Origin of the sequence: Metabacillus sp. YM-086, assembly GCF_048059995.1 — a bacterium.
Taxonomy (GTDB): Bacteria; Bacillota; Bacilli; order Bacillales; family Bacillaceae; genus Metabacillus; species Metabacillus litoralis_B.
On record NZ_JBLUOI010000076.1, the window covers coordinates 6,655 to 23,379 of the forward strand.

16 protein-coding genes and 1 other annotated feature are annotated in these 16,725 nt (G+C 35.4%); of the genes, 13 read left to right on the top strand and 3 right to left on the bottom strand.

Features of this window, described 5'->3' with window-relative positions:
- The coding region (locus ACEWK1_RS22735; protein ID WP_416636693.1) for a sugar-binding domain-containing protein at positions 1 to 415 on the top strand (415 nt) is incomplete at its 5' end.
- A 66-nt stretch (positions 416 to 481) separates the two neighbouring features.
- Here ACEWK1_RS22735 and ACEWK1_RS22740 read toward each other — a convergent pair.
- Complete coding sequence (locus tag ACEWK1_RS22740; RefSeq protein WP_121660887.1) at positions 482 to 1,330, bottom strand: dimethylarginine dimethylaminohydrolase family protein; 849 nt, start codon at positions 1,328 to 1,330, stop codon at positions 482 to 484.
- A gap of 342 nt (positions 1,331 to 1,672) precedes the next feature.
- On the opposite strand from ACEWK1_RS22740, the gene ACEWK1_RS22745 reads away from it, so the two are divergent.
- The 10 genes from ACEWK1_RS22745 to ACEWK1_RS22790 all read left to right on the top strand — a co-directional run bounded on the left by ACEWK1_RS22745 (position 1,673) and on the right by ACEWK1_RS22790 (position 13,779).
- Positions 1,673 to 2,983 carry an ABC transporter substrate-binding protein gene (locus tag ACEWK1_RS22745; protein WP_212137205.1) on the top strand — a complete coding sequence of 437 codons (1,311 nt, stop codon included), beginning with the start codon at positions 1,673 to 1,675 and terminating at the stop codon, positions 2,981 to 2,983.
- Between the two features lie 189 nt (positions 2,984 to 3,172).
- The gene (locus tag ACEWK1_RS22750) at positions 3,173 to 4,033 is read left to right on the top strand and encodes a carbohydrate ABC transporter permease (protein ID WP_212137457.1); all 861 of its coding nucleotides are present in this window, start codon (positions 3,173 to 3,175) and stop codon (positions 4,031 to 4,033) included.
- The gene (locus ACEWK1_RS22755) at positions 4,033 to 4,848 is read left to right on the top strand and encodes a carbohydrate ABC transporter permease (protein ID WP_121660889.1); all 816 of its coding nucleotides are present in this window, start codon (positions 4,033 to 4,035) and stop codon (positions 4,846 to 4,848) included. Before ACEWK1_RS22750 ends, ACEWK1_RS22755 begins: the two co-directional genes overlap by 1 nt.
- A 102-nt stretch (positions 4,849 to 4,950) precedes the next feature.
- Positions 4,951 to 5,973, top strand: a complete 1,023-nt coding sequence (locus tag ACEWK1_RS22760; protein ID WP_212137207.1) for a LacI family DNA-binding transcriptional regulator — start codon at positions 4,951 to 4,953, stop codon at positions 5,971 to 5,973.
- A 206-nt stretch (positions 5,974 to 6,179) separates the two neighbouring features.
- Positions 6,180 to 7,853, top strand: a complete 1,674-nt coding sequence (locus tag ACEWK1_RS22765) for a glycoside hydrolase family 13 protein (RefSeq protein ID WP_212137209.1) — start codon at positions 6,180 to 6,182, stop codon at positions 7,851 to 7,853.
- Between the two features lie 144 nt (positions 7,854 to 7,997).
- Positions 7,998 to 8,711 carry an MBL fold metallo-hydrolase gene (locus tag ACEWK1_RS22770; protein ID WP_212137211.1) on the top strand — a complete coding sequence of 238 codons (714 nt, stop codon included), beginning with the start codon at positions 7,998 to 8,000 and terminating at the stop codon, positions 8,709 to 8,711.
- 28 nt (positions 8,712 to 8,739) lie between these two features.
- A complete protein-coding gene (locus ACEWK1_RS22775) occupies positions 8,740 to 9,312 on the top strand; it encodes a TetR/AcrR family transcriptional regulator (protein ID WP_212137213.1) in 573 nt (190 codons plus the stop codon).
- Positions 9,313 to 9,661: 349 nt separating this feature from the next.
- Complete coding sequence (locus ACEWK1_RS22780; RefSeq protein WP_212137215.1) at positions 9,662 to 11,014, top strand: MATE family efflux transporter; 1,353 nt, start codon at positions 9,662 to 9,664, stop codon at positions 11,012 to 11,014.
- 55 nt (positions 11,015 to 11,069) lie between these two features.
- Positions 11,070 to 11,286 (top strand) — a binding site (T-box leader).
- A gap of 134 nt (positions 11,287 to 11,420) precedes the next feature.
- Entirely contained in the window at positions 11,421 to 12,518 is a 1,098-nt protein-coding gene (proB, locus tag ACEWK1_RS22785) for a glutamate 5-kinase (protein WP_212137217.1), read from the top strand.
- 13 nt (positions 12,519 to 12,531) lie between these two features.
- On the top strand, positions 12,532 to 13,779 hold the full coding sequence (locus ACEWK1_RS22790; protein ID WP_121660896.1) for a glutamate-5-semialdehyde dehydrogenase: 1,248 nt from the start codon (positions 12,532 to 12,534) through the stop codon (positions 13,777 to 13,779).
- A 42-nt stretch (positions 13,780 to 13,821) separates the two neighbouring features.
- Here ACEWK1_RS22790 and ACEWK1_RS22795 read toward each other — a convergent pair whose 3' ends face one another.
- Positions 13,822 to 14,688, bottom strand: a complete 867-nt coding sequence (locus tag ACEWK1_RS22795) for a 3-hydroxyacyl-CoA dehydrogenase (protein WP_121660897.1) — start codon at positions 14,686 to 14,688, stop codon at positions 13,822 to 13,824.
- Positions 14,689 to 14,822: 134 nt separating this feature from the next.
- Between ACEWK1_RS22795 and ACEWK1_RS22800 the strand changes: the two genes are divergently transcribed.
- Both ACEWK1_RS22800 and ACEWK1_RS22805 read left to right on the top strand, forming a co-directional pair.
- Positions 14,823 to 15,674 carry an HAD family hydrolase gene (locus ACEWK1_RS22800; RefSeq protein WP_121660898.1) on the top strand — a complete coding sequence of 284 codons (852 nt, stop codon included), beginning with the start codon at positions 14,823 to 14,825 and terminating at the stop codon, positions 15,672 to 15,674.
- Between the two features lie 68 nt (positions 15,675 to 15,742).
- On the top strand, positions 15,743 to 15,937 hold the full coding sequence (locus tag ACEWK1_RS22805) for a YwbE family protein (RefSeq protein ID WP_121660899.1): 195 nt from the start codon (positions 15,743 to 15,745) through the stop codon (positions 15,935 to 15,937).
- A gap of 303 nt (positions 15,938 to 16,240) precedes the next feature.
- Here the strand turns inward: ACEWK1_RS22805 and ACEWK1_RS22810 are convergent, their stop codons facing one another.
- Entirely contained in the window at positions 16,241 to 16,723 is a 483-nt protein-coding gene (locus ACEWK1_RS22810) for a hypothetical protein (RefSeq protein ID WP_212137219.1), read from the bottom strand.
- Positions 16,724 to 16,725: the final 2 nt, after the last annotated feature.

Genomic DNA, 16,725 nt, shown 5'->3' on the forward strand with positions numbered 1-16,725 from the left:
ATACTGGAAGAATCGGGACAAGCAAGGGTGCAAAGAGCAAATATGTGTCTGGATACTGGAAGAATTGGGACAAGAAAAGGTGAAAGGAGCAAATATGTGTCTGGATACCGGAAGAATCGGGACAAGCAAGGGTGCAAAATGCAAATATGTGTCTGGATACTGGAAGAATCGGGACAAGAAAAAGTGCAAAGAGCAAATATGTGTCTGGATACCAGGAGAATCGGGACAAGCGAGGGTGCAAAGAGCAAATATGTGTCTCGATACCGGAAAAATTGGACAAGAATTTGTTATAGGTGTTGCAACAGGTATGGAAAAAGTAGAAAGTGTTATAGGAGCACTTAATAGTCACTATCTTGATGTGATTATCATTGATGAGTCAACAGCAGCGGCGGTATTAGAAAGAGTAACTAAATAAAACGATCATCATGTTAATCGTAACAAAAAAAGCTTCAATTCCTTTAAAAAGGAACTGAAGCTTTTTTTATTCCCTAATTAACGGAAGGGTGCAACAGCGAAATGCCCCACCTGATTTTATAATCTCAGTAATATCAACCTCTATAACATGAAAACCTCGTTCCCGAAGCTTCTGATTCACATCTTTATTGATAGGTAAACTCAATACTCGCTTTTCTCCTATCGATAAAACATTAGTACCTAAAGTTGCTTGTTCTTCCTCATTTACCTCTATTAAGTTATAGCGAGATGATAGCAATTCTACCTTGTTCTTTTCTATTTCGTTAGGGAAAATTAAAGCATCTTCCGGTGATAAGATATTAAAAACACAATCTAAGTGAAGATACTTATCTGTAAATGGAACTTCAATAACGTCAAAAGTAGGTAACAGGCTTTGTAAATGTGAAATAGCATTTTCGTTTGTTCGATTACTCACACCAACGTAAATTGTGTTTTGATCAATAAAAACATCGCCACCTTCGATTTTATCTCCAATCAAATTTGTGTATGTAACTTGCTCCTTTTCTAGGTAATCGATAAATGTTGTTTCTTCACCTCTTCTCACATCATGAGCCATGTCTGCCGCAAAAACTTGATGACCTAGTACAAATCCAATATCACGGGTGAAAACCTGTTCAGGAAAGTCTTTTTTAGGGGGAAGTAGAATCACTTCCACATCATTTTCTTTTAATGTCTTGACTAAGTCTTTATGTTGCTTTTGAGCTAGCTTTGTGTCGATATTCTCTTCTAAAAACCTTTTTTGGATTTCATTAATTGGTTCTTTAATTGTCATAAAATCTGGTGAACATAAAACCACCTTTTTTAGGGTGTCATATTCAGATTGACAAGAGCATTTTATGTAATCAAGATTTTCCATGTTCTCCTCCTCATTTTCATTCTTAATGTGTAATATTCCCTAACTCAGAAAATTATTAAACGTCTGCGTTTTAATTGAGCTTAGAAAAAATAATAATTTTTTGTTGTACAAATAAAAAATCTATGATATATTTCTTTATGCAAGGTTAGTGCAAACGATTTCGCAAACTGTTGCACAATATTTCATAGATAAATTCTCTTGATAACCTCATTATTCGTTATGGAATAATAGATTAAGAGGTTGCAAGTAAGAAACTCTATGTTTTTTTTAAAATGTTTGTGCAAACGTTTCCTCACCTAAAACAGCGCAGTAGCGCAAATAAATAAAACGGGGGTAAAAACAATGGGAAGTAAAAAAGTATTTTTAAGCTTTTTCTCGATTCTATTTCTTGTAAGCGTTGTATTAGCTGGTTGTTCCGGCAGTGACTCTTCTTCTGGAAATGAAGGATCAGGTTCTGAAGGAGATCAAGTAACTCTAGATATTTTCCAATTCAAAGTAGAATTCAAGGATCAGTTTGAAGCAGTAGCAGAGCAATACCAAGAAGCTAATCCAGGGGTGAAAATTAATATCCAAACTGTAGGTGGCGGAGAAGATTATGGTGCAGCGTTAAGATCTAAATTTGCATCTGGTGACGAGCCTGCAATTTTCAATATTGGTGGTCCTACTGACGTAATTGACTGGGAAGATAGCTTAGCTGATTTAACTGATTCTGCTGCAGCTGGTGCGGCACTTGAAGGTACACTTGACGGTGTAACAAAAGATGATCAAGTACTAGGCTTACCATTCAACCAAGAAGGTTATGGTCTAATTTATAACACTGAAATTTTTGAAAAAGCAGGAATTAACCCAGCAGATATTAAAGATATGGCTTCTTTAGAAGCAGCTGTTAAAACTTTAGATGAAAAGAAATCAGACCTAGGTTTAGAAGCAGTATTTGCGTTACCTGCAAAAGAAACTTGGGTAACAGGTTTACACTTATCAAACGCATTTATTTCTCCAGAATTTGATGGAAACGTAACAAGTGCATTTGAATCAAAAACAGTTGATTTTAAATATGGCGATGCAATGAAAAACTTTATTGATCTTCAAAATAAACACTCGGTTCAACCTGTTGTAAGTCTTGATTATTCTCAACAAGTGGAAGAATTATTCTCTACTGGAAAAGTAGCGATGATTCAACAAGGTAACTGGGTATATGGTTCAATTGCTGGAATTGACGAAGAGCTAGCAAACAACAAGGTTGGGATCTTACCTATCCCTGTTCCAGGATACAAAGAAGATGCGATTCCAGTAGGAGTTCCAATGTACTGGGCTGTAAACAAGAACAAAGATGAAAAAGTAATCGAAGAAGCTACAAAATTCCTAGATTGGTTATATACATCTGACGAAGGTAAAGAAGTTGTACTAAATGATTTCAAATTTGTTCCAGCTTATGAAGGCTACGATGCTTCAAAAATTACAGATCCACTTTCAAAACAAGTCTATGAGTATGCAGAAGCAGGAAAAACAATTGGATGGGTATTTATGGGTTATCCAGCAAACTGGGGTCAAAATGAGCTTGGTGCTAATATCCAAAAATATTTAGCTGAAGAAGCTACTTGGGAAGAGATTGTTGAAGATTCAAAAGCAGCTTGGGCAGAATCTAAAGAATAAGGTGGAGATGGATAAAGCAAAGTAGCAGATTGTTGCTACTTTGTTTTATTAGTCCATATAAGGAGTGGCTTTGTTATAAGCTGCTCCATAAACAAAGGTGCTTATAACCTTCGTTTATGGAGCGACTTATAGATTGAGCGCTTGACTACTACATTAAAAAAGCAAAAAAGTGTTGGAGGGATTCACATGATGCGTACTCGGGATCTATCATATTGGTTGTTCTTAGCACCTGTCCTGTTTGCATTGGCAATGGTTATTATCATACCTTTAATAATTGGTGTTTATTATTCATTTACGGATTGGAACGGAATTAAGATTGGTTCATTTGTTGGACTTGAAAATTATATTGATGCTTTTAAGGATGAAGAATTTCTAGCATCACTTTGGTTCACAACAAAGTTTTCCGTTGTATCTGTTTTATTAACAAATGCTATTGGATTAGGTTTAGCGTTAATTGTAACGACAAAAATTAAATCAAGTAAATTCTTAAGAACTATTTTCTTTATGCCTAACTTAATTGGTGGATTAATTTTAGGTTTTATCTGGCAGTTTATTTTCATTAAGGTTTTTGCGGGAATTGGAGATGTATTAGGTATCGAGTCATTAAAAGGCTGGTTATCAACGACAGAAACTGGATTCTGGGGATTAGTCATTTTAATGAGCTGGCAAATGTCAGGGTATATCATGATTATTTATATTGCTTACTTAGAGGGGCTGCCAAGTGAGCTACTTGAGGCTTCTGAGATTGATGGAGCAGGACCTTTCCAACGATTCAGATATATTATTTTCCCACTTGTTGCACCAGCATTTACAGTAAGTATGTTCTTAACTCTATCAAACTCGTTTAAGCTATACGATCAGAACTTATCCTTAACAAGTGGTGGACCGTATAATTCAACACAAATGGTTGCGATGGAAATTTTTAAAACAGCTTTTGGTGAAAGAGATATGGCTTACGCTCAAGCAAAAGCAGTTGTCTTCTTTATTATTGTTGCCGTCATCTCATTAACTCAGGTGTATATGAACAAGAAGAAGGAGGTTGAAGTATAATGAGAAGTAAATATCAATTTCCTGTTGAAATCTTGGGTGTTGTTTTAGGGATTATCTGGTTAGCACCTTTTTACTTAATGATTGTTAACTCGTTAAAAACAAAGAGAGAAATCTTTACTGATGTATTGAAGTTACCTGAAGAGTTTACACTTGCTAACTATTTTCAAGCCTTTGAAGAGCTTGACTTTATTCAAACATTTTTCAACTCTTTACTTATTACAGTAATTAGTGTTGCGATTATCATTATTTTTTCATCAATGGCGGCCTATGCACTTTCAAGAAATAAGAGCAAAACAAGTACCATTCTTTTTATGCTATTTGTAGCGGCAATGTTAATTCCTTTCCAGTCAGTAATGATTCCGCTTGTTACTGTATTTGGACAAATTGAAATGCTAAACAGAGTTGGATTAATCTTCATGTACTTAGGTTTTGGTAGCAGTTTATCGATTTTCTTATTCCACGGTTCATTAAATGGAATTTCTAAATCATTGGATGAAGCTGCAACAATTGATGGATGCAATAAGTTCCAGGTTTTCTGGTACATCATTTTCCCAATATTGAAGCCTATCACTGTAACAGTCGCAATTCTAAATATCATTTACATTTGGAATGATTATCTATTGCCTTCATTAGTTATAAATCAAGAAGGACTTCAAACAATACCATTAAAAATGTTCTTCTTCTTTGGTGAATATACAAAGCAATGGCACTTAGCTCTTGCAGGCTTAACAATTGCGATTATTCCTGTTATTATCGTGTATTTCTTTGCACAACGTGAAATTATTAAAGGAATTTCTGAAGGTGCAGTAAAATAATTGAAGTGAAAGTAGAAAAGCGTTTCCATTATCCTTCTCGACGTATTATGATAGAAATAAGAATTGGTGTTTCTAACACCTGCAATTAGTAAGGAGGCAGCAATGATCGTAACAATTAAAGATGTTGCAAAACGAGCGAATGTAGCTCCTTCAACTGTGTCGAGGGTTATTGCAAACAGTCCTCGTATTAGTGAGCAAACTAAAAAACGAGTTCGAGAAGTGATGGAGGAATTAGGATATCATCCAAATTTTCAGGCGCGCAGCTTAGTTGCAAAAAGTACTCAAACAATCGGCGTGGTTATGCCAAACTCAGCGTATTATGCCTTTCAAAATCCCTTTTTCCCAGAAGTATTAAGAGGGATTAGTACAAGCGCACATGAAAATAAATATGGAATTTATTTGTCTACAGGATCAGATGAAAACGAAATCTTTAATGAAGTTGTATCGATGGTCCAAGGTAGACGTGTTGATGGCATTGTCCTTCTATATTCAAGAATTAACGATAAAACAATGAAATTTTTACATGACTCAAATTTCCCTTTTGTTGTTGTGGGTAGACCTTATGAAAATGAGGAAAGAATTTCATTTGTTGATAACGATAATATTTATATAACAAAACAAGTAACAAAATATTTAATTGAACTTGGACACCGTCATATTGCATTTGTTGGAGGTAGTCTCCATTTTGTCGTAACCATTGATCGTTTAAATGGATACAAGTTGGCGCTAGAGGAAGCTGATATTCCGTTTAATGAAGAATATATGGTTCACGAAGAATATATTAAGGAAAACGGAAGAGAAGCGATTAGGCTTCTGATGTCCTTAGAATCTCCACCAACAGCACTTGTGACCCAAGATGATTTAATTGCATATGAAATGATTAGTCATTTAGAGGATATGAATGTAAGTGTTCCAAATGATATCTCTATAATAAGCTTTAACAATTTAATGCTTTCTGAGCATTCAAAACCGCCTTTAACTTCAGTTGATATTTGCATTTATCAACTAGGCCTAGAAGCAACAAATTGTTTAATTGAGAAAATAAACAAACCAGATTCTTTGCCGAAAAGAATTACAATTCCTACTAAATTTATTGAACGTAAATCATGTAAAAAAAAGAAATAAGCTTTTAGTAAAAAGGATAATTGATCGCAATGTATTGAAATGTGTACATACATTTGATCATTTGTCCTTTTCTTTTATACATGATCAGTTCTGCATACACATAATATTTAATGTGTATGCCTCAAGATAATGGAGAAAAAACTAGGAAAATGAACAGTACAGAAAACTATGAGCCTAAAATTAATTCGCATAAGAGAGGAAGTAACATGAACAAGATATGGTGGAAAGAAGCGGTTGCCTACCAGGTGTATCCTAGAAGCTTTATGGATTCAAATGGTGATGGAATTGGTGATCTTCAAGGAATGATTTCAAAATTAGATTATATTAAAGATTTAGGAATAGATGTTATATGGATTTGCCCAATGTATAAATCGCCTAATGATGATAATGGCTATGATATTAGTGATTACCAAGACATTATGGAAGACTTCGGAACGATGGATGACTTTGATCAGTTGTTAAAAGAAGTTCATAGCCGAGGGATGAAATTAATAATCGATTTAGTTATTAACCACACAAGTGATGAGCATCCTTGGTTTATTGAATCACGCACATCTAAAAATAGTGAAAAACGTGATTGGTATATTTGGAGAGATGGTGTAGGCGGAAAAGAGCCGAATAACTGGGAGAGTATTTTTAGTGGTTCAGCATGGGAATATGATGAAAAAACAGAGCAATATTATATGCATATTTTTTCAACAAAACAACCGGACTTAAACTGGAGAAATCCTGAAGTTCGTCATGCCCTATACGATATGGTCAACTGGTGGCTTGATAAAGGAATAGATGGTTTCCGTGTTGATGCAATTAGTCATATTAATAAAGAAGAAGGATTAAAGGATATGCCAAATCCAGAAGGACTAAAGTATGTTCCTTCTTTTGATAAGCATATGAACGTTAAAGGCATCCATACCTACCTGCAAGAATTAAAAGAAGAAACGTTTTCGAAATATGACATCATGACTGTTGGTGAAGCAAATGGAGTCAAAGTCGAAGATCACGAAGATTTAGATCAATGGGTTGGAACGGAAAATGGTAAATTCAATATGGTGTTTCAATTTGAGCATTTATCATTATGGAACGCAACAAAAGAAAATAGCTTAGATATTTTAGGGTTAAAAAACGTTCTAACAAAGTGGCAAAAAACTCTCGAAAATAACGGATGGAATGCTCTTTTTATAGAAAATCATGACCAGCCACGCCGTGTTTCAACTTGGGGAAATGATAAGGAATACTGGTATGAGAGCGCTACGGCACTTGGTGCTATGTACTTCCTCATGCAGGGAACTCCTTTTATTTATCAAGGACAAGAAATTGGGATGACAAATGTGAAGTTCAACTCGATTGAGGAATATAACGATGTAGCCGATCGAAATATGTACCGAATTAAGCGTGAAGAAGGCGTTCCGCATGAAGAGATCATGGAAGTAATCTGGTCATCCAGTCGTGATAACTCAAGAACCCCGATGCAATGGTCCTCCGAGCAAAATGCAGGCTTTACAACAGGAACACCATGGCTTGGTGTAAATGAAAACTACCGTCATATTAATGTTGAAGTACAACAACAAGACGAAGGATCTGTTCTACATTTTTATAAGAAAATGATCAAGATTAAAAAGGAAAATGATGTGTTTACGTATGGAGCATATGATTTAATCTTAAAAGATCATTCTCAAATTTTTGCTTACACCCGAACGCTAGAGAATGAAAAAGTTGTTATTCTCACAAACCTTACGGGAGACTCAGCAACTTGGGAAGAAGATCTAGAATTTAATGTTGAATCAAATCAATTGCTTCTTTCCAATTATGAAGTGAAGCAACATCAAGCAATATCAAAATTTGAACTAAGACCTTATGAAACAAGGGTTTATTGGGTTTAATGTTTAATGAAGGCATATTACTTTTAGTGATATGCCTTTTTCAATCCATTTAGTAAATTATGGTTGTAAAACTAATGGAGTTAGTTTATCATAAAACTAATAATGTTAGTTTTAATGCTAATTTAGTAAGGGAGAGGGATCGTAATGAAGGTAACAAAGATAGGGAATGTTTATCAATTAACGTTTTTACCAGGCTTCTTTCCGGTAAACTGCTATGTGATTGAAGAAGGTTCAAGCCTTACACTAATAGATACAGGGCTTCCTAATAGTTATAAAGGGATTGTTAAGATAATTAATACCATCGGTAAGCCACTTAAAAATATTATGCTAACACATGCTCACGGAGATCATGTTGGCTCCTTAGTTGAATTGAAAAATCAATTTCCAGACATACCTATTTCTGTTTCAGAACGTGACAGCCGATTATTAAGAGGTGACACATCTATAGATAAAGATGAGCCGCAAGCTCCTATAAAAGGTGGTATTCCAAAGGATATTAATTTAGTTCCTGAACAGCTTTTAAAGGAAGGAGATCAAATTGGCTCCTTAGTTGTTATTACAACACCTGGGCACACACCTGGCTCTATTTCCTTTTTTTATACGCGTGATCAAGCAGTTATTGCGGGAGATGCCCTTCAAACTAGAGGAGGAATTGCAGTAAGTGGTCAGATACGTCCGTTTTTTCCGTTTCCTGCAATGGCTACATGGCACAAAGAAACAGCTCTTGAAAGTGTGAAAAAGATTAAAGCATTACAGCCACGTTTACTTGCCGTAGGTCACGGTGAAATGATTGAAAATCCAGCAGAATCTATCCAGCTTGCTATTGATCAAGCAGAAAAGAAATTAGTAACAGATTAAGAAAGAATGGAAAGGTAGAGATGCACGAATGCCTAGAATGGGACTTGACTTACAAACAATTTTACAAGCTGCAGCAGAAATAGCAGATGAACAAGGAATAGAGGCCGTTACGCTAGCAACATTGGCTAAAAAACTTAATGTTCGTTCTCCGTCCTTATATAATCATATCGAAGGGTTAACAGGACTTCGAAAAAAATTAGCTGTTCATGGTATGGAGTTACTCTATAACAAGCTAGCCGAAGCTGCAATTGGGCGGTCACAGGATGATGCTGTTCATAGTGTGGCCGATGCATATATTGCATTTGCACGTAAACACCCAGGACTTTATGAATTAACATTAAATGCATCAGATCCAGATGACCAGGACATTCAATTAGCAGGGAAACGAATTGTTGACTTAACCGTTCAAGTATTAAATGGGTATGGACTTGAAAATGATGAAGTCATCCATGCTGTACGAGGTATTCGTAGTATATTACACGGCTTCTCCTCACTCGAACATAAGGGTGGATTCGGTTTACCTCTTGATCTTGATCATAGTCTTCATTTATTAATTGATAGTTTTTTAGCTGGTATTCATAAAATGAAAAACGGGGGATAAGTTGTTAGAGATGGCAAAAAGTAAAATCATAATCGAAGATAAGAGTCCGAAAAAGAAATCGTAGATAAATTTGAGTAATCGAAGATAAAAGCTTAAAAATCGTAGATAAATTTGAATAATCGAAGATAAAAGTTTAATAATCGAAGATAAACTTCCAAAAATCGAAGATAAACATGATGTTCATCATTTTTTCAATAGTCTTAAAGTGAAAATTCAAACCGAAACTTCCTCTTGAGCCTCAAATCATACCTTGTGCAAGGTGACAAAGGTCTGTGATAACATAAAAGCAATCAAAAAGTGAATAGTAGTAGTATTCTAATATTCACTCTCGAGGGGAAGTTAGTAAATAATGAAGCAACAGCATGATTTTACGAACGGAAATATTGTTAAACAAGTATGGATTTTTTCACTTCCAATTATGCTGACAAACTTATTGCAGGTTTCTTATCAATTTATCGACAGCTTATGGGTGGGAAATTTACTCGGTGCCACTGCATTAGGTGCGATTGCTGTTTCGGGCACAGTCATTTTTACGATTTTATCGTTTATTATCGGCATAAATAATGCTACATTGACCATTCTTTCTCAACAAAAAGGGAAGCAAAATGAAGCAGGATTAAAAAACTATATTAATGCCTTTATCGTTGTCTTGACAGCTATGGCGGCTTTGTTGGGTACAATCGGCTTCATTCTATCTGAAAAGATTTTAACATGGCTTTCGACACCACCGGCAATGATTCCGGAAGCAACTGCTTATCTCCAAATTAATTTTATTGGAATACTTTTTCTGTTTGGTTATAACTTTATTAGCACCGTTTTAAGAGCATTAGGAGATAGTAAAACACCGATTCGATATGTCATGATTGCTGTGATATTAAATGCAGTGTTAGATCCGCTTTTCTTGTATGTGTTTGATATGGGAATTGAGGGAGCTGCGTATGCAACGATTTTATCTCAGGGGATTTCATTTATATATGGTGTTTTTGACGCAATAAAAAGAGGATTAGTTCCGTTTATTTTTCCTAAGTTGCCTACAGCTGATGAAGTGGCAACGATTATGAAGCTAGGGTTACCTTCAGGATTGCAAATGACTGTCATATCAGCGGGTGTGATGGCAATCATGAGTGTTGTTAACTCATTTGGAAGTGATGTTGTAGCAGGCTTTGGTGCTGCACAACGGTTAGACAGTGTGATTATGCTGCCGGCAATGGCACTTGGAACAGCTGTAAACAGTATGACAGGTCAAAATATTGGGGCCAAGAAATGGAGCCGTGTTCACGATATAGCAAAATATGGTGTTTTATTTAATTTGTTTATTATGATTGCGATCAGTACAATCGTATTTGTTTGTGCAGAAATGGCAGTTAGACTTTTTATCGATGAACAAGATGCTTTACAATTCGGAAAAGAATATTTACGTATCATTGCCTTTTTCTACCCATTTTTAGGTATTAATTTTATCCTAAATGGCATTGTGAGGGCTGCAGGCGCCATGTTCCAGGTACTTGTATTAAATATAATTTCCTTTTGGATACTACGATACCCGCTTTCATATCTTTGCTCCTTATGGCTGGGTGACAAGGGAATTGCCGTTGGAATGGGGCTTAGCTTTGTGATAAGCAGTGTGATTGCTTTTGGATATTATAAGTTTGGGAAATGGAATAAAATTGAACTGGAGCCTTCAAGAGCAGCTCATAAATAATTCATCTTAATCTTGACACCACGAAAAATACTCGGCATAATAAATTAAAATAAAATGGAACGTTATAAAAAGAGGACCAGTATGCGGGGACTTATCAATTCAGAGAGTGAAGTTTAGTAGCTGAAAGACTTCATATTGAAAAGCCGCAGAACCTACCTCTTGAGTCCTGTGCAAACATAGGCGCATCCCTAGCGTTATAGGGTTAAGTGGGATGTTGAAAAAACATCCAATCAAGGTGGTACCACGGAAGCAAAGCTCCTTTCGTCCTTATTATATAGGGATGATTGGGGCTTTTTTGTACGATCATAAAGTATAAAAATTTTCTGTGCGATAATGCTTTCGTCATTAGGAATTGGTGATAAGCTAAGTTTTTCTAATTGAACGAAGAGAAGTGGAGGAGAAGAACATGGAAAAAAAGCGAATTGTTGTCAAAATCGGAAGCAGCTCTTTGACAAACTCAAAGGGGCAAATTGATCACGAAAAGTTTACTGATCATGTTCAAGCTGTCGCAGCATTACGTGAGGAAGGGCATGAGGTATTATTAGTTTCATCAGGTGCAGTTGCAGCCGGCTTTGCTCGTTTAGGTTACCCAACTCGTCCGTCCACGTTAAAGGGAAAACAAGCTGCTGCAGCTGTAGGCCAAAGTTTGCTTGTTCAATCTTATATTGAGCAATTTAGTCAATTTAACATTGTTCCAGCCCAAATTCTTCTTACTCGAAAAGATTTCTCAAAACAAGAGCGTTATAAAAATGCCTATGCAACTTTAACAGAGTTGTTAGAACGAGGTATATTACCGATCATTAATGAAAATGATACGGTTTCAGTTGAGGAGCTTACCTTTGGTGACAATGATATGCTTTCCGCACTCGTTAGCGGGTTAATCCATGCAGATCAGCTCATTATCTTAACTGATATTAACGGACTGTATGATGCAAACCCTACTAAACATCCTGATGCCAAAAGAATAGACTTTTTATCAGAAGTAACTGATGAGATGCTTAGTGCTGCAGGTGGCTCAGGTTCTAAAGTGGGCACAGGTGGAATGAAATCAAAACTAATGGCAGCCAAAACAGCGATATCACTTGGTGTTCAGGTATTTATTGGATTAGGTAAAGGGAAAACCAAGCTTGTAGATATTATCGACGGACAAGGAAATGGTACTTACATTGGTAAGGATGGATTGCAATCGATTAATAACAGTCGTCAATGGATCGCTTTCCATTCTGAAATATCCGGTACCATTTATGTTGATAAAGGTGCTGAGGATGCCTTGCTTTATAAAGGAAAAAGTCTTCTCCCTGCAGGTATTTACGATATTAAAGGGACTTTTCAAAAAAATGAAGTTGTTGAAGTAGTCGGCCCAAATGGCTTACTTGGTAAGGGAGAGGTTCTTTTTTCATCAGGTGAGTTAAAAGCAGCAATGGGAAAAAGAAGTGAGGAACTAAGTAAAGATGTATTATCTTCTATTGTAGTTATTCACAGAAATAAATGGGTAAAAGCATAGGGAGGTTGTAAAAATGGGTGAGGTTTTAGTGAAGGGGAAAGCGGCAAAGGAAGCTAGCTTTGCATTGGTTGATATTTCAACAGAGGAAAAAAATGAAGCATTATCTAAAATTGCCGATCAACTAATTTTAGATCAAGGTTTTATTATTGAAGAAAATAAGAAAGATCTTGAAGCAGGGAAGCAAAATGGATTAAATGATAGTGTGTTAGATAGAATTATGTTGAATGAAAAACGAATCGGTGATATGGCTGAGGCAATTCGTTTATTAATTGAGCTGAAAGATCCGGTTGGCGAAACGATTGAAACAATTGAAAAAGAAAACGGTCTGCGTATAAAGAAAAATCGAGTACCAATTGGTGTGATTGGGATGATTTATGAAGCAAGACCAAATGTAACTGTTGATGCAGCTACGTTGACATTGAAAACAGGGAATGCAGTCATTTTACGAGGCAGCTCTTCAGCTAGCTTTTCAAATCAAGCCTTAATGAAATCAATTCATAAAGCGCTTGAAAAAAGTAATGTTCCAATTAATGCGATACAACTTATTGAAGACACAAGTAGAGAAACAGCAAAAGAGCTTTTTCATCTTAAAGAATATTTAGATGTTCTTATTCCACGTGGAGGAAAAAATCTAATTGATACAGTCGTGAGAGAAGCAACCGTACCTGTATTAGAAACAGGCGCTGGAAACTGTCATGTGTTTATCGATGAAACTGCTGATTATCAAATGGCTGAAAACATTGTAGTGAATGGTAAAACTCAACGTCCGTCTGTATGTAATGCAATCGAAACAATCTTAATAGAAGAAAAGTGGTTTGAACAGTACGGGAAAAATCTTTTAGAAAAGTTGGCTGAGCTTGAGGTTGAAATTTATGGGGATGAGGCTGTTCAAAGTGCCTTTACCTCTGCGAAACTAGCTACAGAAGAAGACTGGTATACAGAATATCTTGCATTATCAGTAAGTGTGAAGGTTATAAAAAATGTGGACGAGGCGATTTCTCATATTAATAAATATGGAACAAATCATTCAGAAGCAATTGTGACAAAAAAACAGGAAAATGCAACAAAGTTTCTTAATAGAGTGGATGCTGCAGCTGTTTACCATAACGCTTCAACACGTTTTACAGACGGATCTGAATTTGGTTATGGTGCAGAAATTGGAATCAGTACTCAAAAATTACATGCCAGAGGCCCTATGGGGTTACAAGCATTAACATCTAGTAAGTTTTTTGTTTATGGTACAGGTCAGGTTCGGAATTAATAGAGCAAGAGGGTGCCTGAAAAAATGGCACCTCTTTTGCTGTTATTTTGTATATTTAAAAAATCCTTCTCCCGTCTCAACACCAAGTTTACCTTTATCAATATATTCTTCTTTTAGGTGTTTAGCGAGCTTTGTATATTGCTCACTGCCAGTAGCCTCAGCTTTTCCTTGTGCAATATTATATGCCGTTTTAATTCCAACAACATCTAAAATAGCAAATGGTCCTTTTGGTGAACCAGTTGCGACCATCCATGTTTTATCAATTGTTTCTGGATCTGCCACTTCATTTACTAGCAGCATCTGAGCAGCCTCCAACAATGGCACTAGTAACGAATTCAGTATATAGCCTGGTTGTTCTTTATGTAGTGGTAAAGCAACCATTTCAATTGCTTCTGCAAATTCAATCACTTGTTGAAATACATTCATATCCGTGCCTGGATGTTTCATAATTTCTGCCGTGTTGTTTATCCAAATCTCATTAGCAAAATGTAAAGCCAAGAATTTTTCAGGTCGCCCAGTTGCTTCAGCAAACATACTTGGCAAAAGTGTGGAAGAATTTGTTGCAAAAATTGTTTTTTCAGGAGCCACTTTTCCTAGTTCTTTGTAAAAGTCATTTTTAATTTGCACAACTTCAGGTATGGCTTCAATAACTAAATCTGCATTTGCCACAGCTGTAGATAAATTAGAGCTAAACGAAATTCGGTCAAAAGCAACATTCACTTCTTCCTTAGATGCTCCTAAATCTTCTTGGTAACGTTGTGTTAATTTTAGTATTCTTTCTTTGGCTTGTTGAGTCGCCTCATCATTAATGTCATAAACAAATACCTGAAAACCTTTATATGCTGTTTGATAAGCAATTTGACTTCCTAAAACTCCACCACCAGCAACTGTAATATGTTTGAAGTTCATCTTACTCCTCCTTTTTTCTAATACAATAGTCTATATATAGTATAAACAAAACTTGAAATAGGATGATATATTTGAGCAGTTTGTTCGCTGGGTGTATACTAAGCAAATAACTCAATTGCATGAGGGGGAACAGTATGGAATTCAAGCCAAAAGCCATTTTCTTAGACATGGATGGGACCATTTTAAACCATCAAAACTTTGTGAGTGTTAATACAAAGGAAATCATTGATAAGATAAGAAAAAAGGGGATTTATGTTTTCATTGCAACAGGAAGAGCTGTTGATGAAATAGAAAGAGTCGTACCGGAAGGATTTGAAGTAGATGGGGTTGTTACATCTAATGGAATGTCAGGATATGTAGGTGAAGAATCTCTTTTTGAACATTCACTTGAGCGTAAATTAGTTGAAAAAATTATAGAAAGAGCAAGAGATCATAAAATATATTATGAGCTTTTTCCGTATGGGTCTTCTCGTGTAACATTAAAGCAAGATCAAGAGTATGTTGAAGCTGAGATTAGTGGGGATAAACCTGAAAGTGTTGGAATTAATGAGTGGCTTTCAAGGCAACAAGCGATTAAAGAAGAAATTGAATGGGCAGAAAAGGTAGAGGGTGAAAAGTTCTCTAAATTTTATTTTTTTGCTAAATCAAAAGAGAATATTAATAAGTGGAAAGATGAGCTTGATGAAATTAAAAAAGACATAAATTTCACTACATCTATTTCATCTCATCATAATGTTGAGGTCATGGTCGCAAATGTAAACAAAGCAACTGGCATTCAACAAATGTTAGAGAAATTTGGTGTGACAGTTGATGAAACTCTTGCAATCGGTGATAGTGACAATGACATACCTATGTTAAAGTTAGTAAAATATCCAGTTGCAATGAAAAATGCATCAGATCACATTAAAGAGCTAGCTGTAGAGATAACTGAATACACTTGTGATGAAGATGGGGTATATCACTATCTAAAATCTAAATTCGAATGAAACAGTTATAGACGCATTTTTAGAATTGAAATGCGTCTATTTTACAAACATAAAAGGAGATAGATATTATGTCAGGGACAATAAGAGAACATATAAAACCGGGTATAAAAGTGAATGTCGTACAAAAGCAAGATCAGCGTACAGGCAAATTAACTGAAGGAGTTGTTGCGAAAATTTTAACAAACTCTTCATCTCATCCACATGGTATCAAAGTTATGCTTCAAAGTGGAATTGTTGGTCGAGTAAAAGAAATAATTGATTGATACATTGAGTTAAATTTTATAGTGATTATCTTTGAGTGAAGATATTTCCTAGCTTTGTAAAAGTGTAAAAAATTGTAATTTGTGATTAACCTCAAGATGTTAGACAATTTGCTCAAGTATGTTTAGAGCATTTTTCAAATCTTTATGATTTAGTGATTGAAACAGCATAAAATGATTCGAAATGGATGGAGAAGCCACCCAATGTTATTAATAGAAGAATTAATGAATAAAGATTGATCAAAAAAAGTCCTCCTTGTTAATAACTGGGAAGACTTTTTTTAATATAATTTTAACGGATGTTCACTACTCAGAAGCAGAATTGAATTGGTTTCGGTAGAGAAGCTTTTCGTAAAGTACCTGAAATCCATACATAAAAATAGATTTCGCTAAAAATAAAAGAGAAAGCTGGAATTTTGTAAGTCTTACAAGAGACACATATCCAATTTTTTTAAACCAAGATATTGCAATGTAAGTAAAAATAGAGTCGATGATGATATTAATAAAGATATATAAGTTGAATTTTCCAAAAGTGTATTTAAAAACCCATAATGAGCCTATAAAGAAAGGTCCAATTATTAATGGTAGCTCAGCTAAAACATTAGGCTTTATTGAAAACGGAAACCACCACCATTTTCTCTTTTGAGCTAAAGAGCCTTCTGCTATCAGGTATAAGCACATAAATAGTGAACCTGGCAGAAATCGTTTAAATGTTTTTTTATTTAATAAAGGTAATGAAAGCCAAGGTAATATAGTCATTAAGGTGATGTATAGTCTAGTGTGCCGCATTT

What these genes read in the sequence shown, in the direction of transcription:
- ACEWK1_RS22775 (WP_212137213.1), top strand. Translation starts at nt 8,740, where the DNA reads ATGCCTAGAATGGGACTTGACTTACAAACAATTTTACAAGCTGCAGCA.
- ACEWK1_RS22745 (WP_212137205.1), top strand. Translation starts at nt 1,673, where the DNA reads ATGGGAAGTAAAAAAGTATTTTTAAGCTTTTTCTCGATTCTATTTCTT.
- ACEWK1_RS22750 (WP_212137457.1), top strand. Translation starts at nt 3,173, where the DNA reads ATGCGTACTCGGGATCTATCATATTGGTTGTTCTTAGCACCTGTCCTG.
- ACEWK1_RS22755 (WP_121660889.1), top strand. Translation starts at nt 4,033, where the DNA reads ATGAGAAGTAAATATCAATTTCCTGTTGAAATCTTGGGTGTTGTTTTA.
- ACEWK1_RS22765 (WP_212137209.1), top strand. Translation starts at nt 6,180, where the DNA reads ATGAACAAGATATGGTGGAAAGAAGCGGTTGCCTACCAGGTGTATCCT.
- ACEWK1_RS22740 (WP_121660887.1), bottom strand. Translation starts at nt 1,330, where the DNA reads ATGGAAAATCTTGATTACATAAAATGCTCTTGTCAATCTGAATATGAC.
- proB (WP_212137217.1), top strand. Translation starts at nt 11,421, where the DNA reads ATGGAAAAAAAGCGAATTGTTGTCAAAATCGGAAGCAGCTCTTTGACA.
- ACEWK1_RS22790 (WP_121660896.1), top strand. Translation starts at nt 12,532, where the DNA reads ATGGGTGAGGTTTTAGTGAAGGGGAAAGCGGCAAAGGAAGCTAGCTTT.
- ACEWK1_RS22800 (WP_121660898.1), top strand. Translation starts at nt 14,823, where the DNA reads ATGGAATTCAAGCCAAAAGCCATTTTCTTAGACATGGATGGGACCATT.
- ACEWK1_RS22780 (WP_212137215.1), top strand. Translation starts at nt 9,662, where the DNA reads ATGAAGCAACAGCATGATTTTACGAACGGAAATATTGTTAAACAAGTA.
- ACEWK1_RS22770 (WP_212137211.1), top strand. Translation starts at nt 7,998, where the DNA reads ATGAAGGTAACAAAGATAGGGAATGTTTATCAATTAACGTTTTTACCA.
- ACEWK1_RS22795 (WP_121660897.1), bottom strand. Translation starts at nt 14,688, where the DNA reads ATGAACTTCAAACATATTACAGTTGCTGGTGGTGGAGTTTTAGGAAGT.
- ACEWK1_RS22805 (WP_121660899.1), top strand. Translation starts at nt 15,743, where the DNA reads ATGTCAGGGACAATAAGAGAACATATAAAACCGGGTATAAAAGTGAAT.
- ACEWK1_RS22810 (WP_212137219.1), bottom strand. Translation starts at nt 16,723, where the DNA reads ATGCGGCACACTAGACTATACATCACCTTAATGACTATATTACCTTGG.
- ACEWK1_RS22760 (WP_212137207.1), top strand. Translation starts at nt 4,951, where the DNA reads ATGATCGTAACAATTAAAGATGTTGCAAAACGAGCGAATGTAGCTCCT.